We start from the raw sequence: 2,269 nt of genomic DNA, 5'->3' as shown, positions 1-2,269 counted from the left end.
AGTTTTTCGGTGCTTTTTAAACGGTGAGATACTGATTGAAAAGTTTCCTTAATAGCTTTCTCATGTATTTCTTTTGATTTAGAATCCGTTTTTTGAGATAAGACACAAAAAAAGCCGCATCTTTTTAAGGATGCAGCTTTAAAAATTCATAATTTCCAATAAAAACAACACAATTCCGCAAAGTCTAAAAATATTTACTAAATTTTGTATTTTAAAAACTCTTTGTGGATTTATAATTAATACTTACTCAAATATTCTTGGGAATAAGTACTCCTAAATCTATCAGGAACAGGAGTTTTCCAATAATCAAAACCTTGCGTTTTTAAATAAGCTACCAATTTCATTTTTTCCTGATATTTTTTACTATTCAACTCAAAAAACATCTCCCTAAGTTTATACAATATTATATAATCATCAGGATGAAATTTTGATTTTTTAGGATACCTCAAAGTTCTAAAATCGACTTTTTGATTAAAGATAAAATAGTTAACTACTTCAATTTGACCATAAGATAATGCTTGTCTCAAAGCTGAATCTAATGTTATATCCATATTTGAACCTAAATCAAAATCGCATGTAAAATGAGGATTTGCACCTGCTTCAACAAGTATTTTTACATTCTCAAGTCTTCCCATTTGACTAGCTTCAATTAACGGTGTAGATGATTGTGCTTTTTCCGAATATAAATTTACATTGGCTCCTTTTTTAATCATATATTTAAGGGTTTCCAAACTTTCTGGCAAACTACCATAAGTATAATTATTAATATCAATTATAATGGCATTGCCCATATTGTCCATTATATTTGAATTAAGTCCTCTATCCAAAAGTTTACGGATGGCAAACATATTATTTGTTCTTAGGGCAAATTGCCCTATGGTCATCCCAAATTTACCTTCTTGAAAATTAATGTATTCTTTAGGTACAGCGTCAATGAGTTGGGCGATTTCTTCCTTATCTCTAAACCATATAGCTCCTGATAAGGTCTCAGCCAAATCGTACAAAGGTGTCCCGTAGAATAAAGCTGGATTTCTACCGCGTAAAATTTCGCCCCATACTTCTTTTTCCCTGGCTTCGGAGTATTTAATCTCTGGATCTTCTTTTGCCCATTTATCCTTCTCAGTTTTGGATGTACATGAAAACACCATGAGAACAATTACCAATAAGCCTGCAAGTTTTTTTTTCATTTTATAAAATTATTATTAATCACAATATAAATCAGAAACAACAGTTCCCATTGAATGGAGGTAATATCCAGCTGCTAATTTCGTAATAAAAAAATCGTCAAAAATATTAGAGTCTAAAGTCACTCCTAAACTATACAAAGATATTGTATCTACTATAGATCCAATGTACTTTGTCTCTCCTCTTACTGCATTACCTGTCAACCAATTAACTATACTTACTGGTTCCCCTCTTACTACATAAGCTGTAACATTTTTTGAGTTAGCTAAATTTAAACCTAATGTAGTTATTGTATTATCATGTAATCCAGCCGGGTTATATATAGTCGCTGGTAATCCTGTAGCAAGTGCATTAGCATTAGCCAGACTACCCCCTAATGAATGCCCTGTAAAAGTTAACTTATAACCATTACTACTTGCCCAATCTGCTAAAAGTATTGCGTTTGCTACAGATTTAGCATATTGATCAGCTGCATAACCAAGCCCTTGCTCAACATCATTTTTCCAATCATTAAAAGATACAGTACCTTCGGTAGCATACATATACTCTATATTGCCGCCACCATGATCTACCCTATATAAGGCAGAATTAAAACTACTAACTGAATCCGTTAAAACAACACCTGAAGGTAACTGAGACGGTGGGACTATAGTCATATTGCTATCATTTAATCCATCCTCTCCAGATTCTTGTATTCCGTTTAATGTATTATAAACATGATTAGACATTTTAGCTGATATACAAGGGGTTACTTCTCTACACCCACAATCCGTAGTCTGTATATATCCAAAAGAACAACTCGTTGTACAAGTAGAACCACTACCAACATCAACTACATCTCCTGAACCAGAACCACTTCCATCTCCTGATCCTCCTCCAGAACTTCCACCTCCTGAACCAGTACCAGTACCGCTTCCATCTCCATCAGGATTACCGTCCGGATCTCCATCAGGATCTCCATCAGGATCTGGTGGATAATCATATTGCTGAGAATTACATACCCACTCACAATCATTGGTAGCAACACCGCCTTCATTATCAAACACACAAGTTTCTACTTCATAATAAGATAGATATTCATAAG

Annotated in this window: 2 protein-coding genes; both read right to left on the bottom strand. The window is 33.8% G+C overall.

From position 1 onward, the window contains the following. Positions 1-236: 236 nt before the first annotated feature. Positions 237-1,187 (bottom strand): ankyrin repeat domain-containing protein, encoded by a 951-nt coding sequence (locus tag H599_RS0117660; protein WP_026715332.1) that lies wholly within the window; start codon positions 1,185-1,187, stop codon positions 237-239. Between the two features lie 15 nt (positions 1,188-1,202). After that, the coding region (locus tag H599_RS20080; RefSeq protein ID WP_035141912.1) for a lipase family protein at positions 1,203-2,269 on the bottom strand (1,067 nt) is incomplete at its 5' end.

Source organism: Flavobacterium daejeonense DSM 17708, from assembly GCF_000425425.1.
GTDB lineage: Bacteria > Bacteroidota > Bacteroidia > Flavobacteriales > Flavobacteriaceae > Flavobacterium > Flavobacterium daejeonense.
The sequence above is the reverse complement of the archived record's forward strand: the minus strand, read 5'-3'. Positions and strand labels throughout refer to the sequence as shown.

Coding starts and splice junctions, on each gene's coding strand:
- H599_RS0117660 (WP_026715332.1), bottom strand. CDS start 1,187: ATGAAAAAAAAACTTGCAGGCTTATTGGTAATTGTTCTCATGGTGTTT.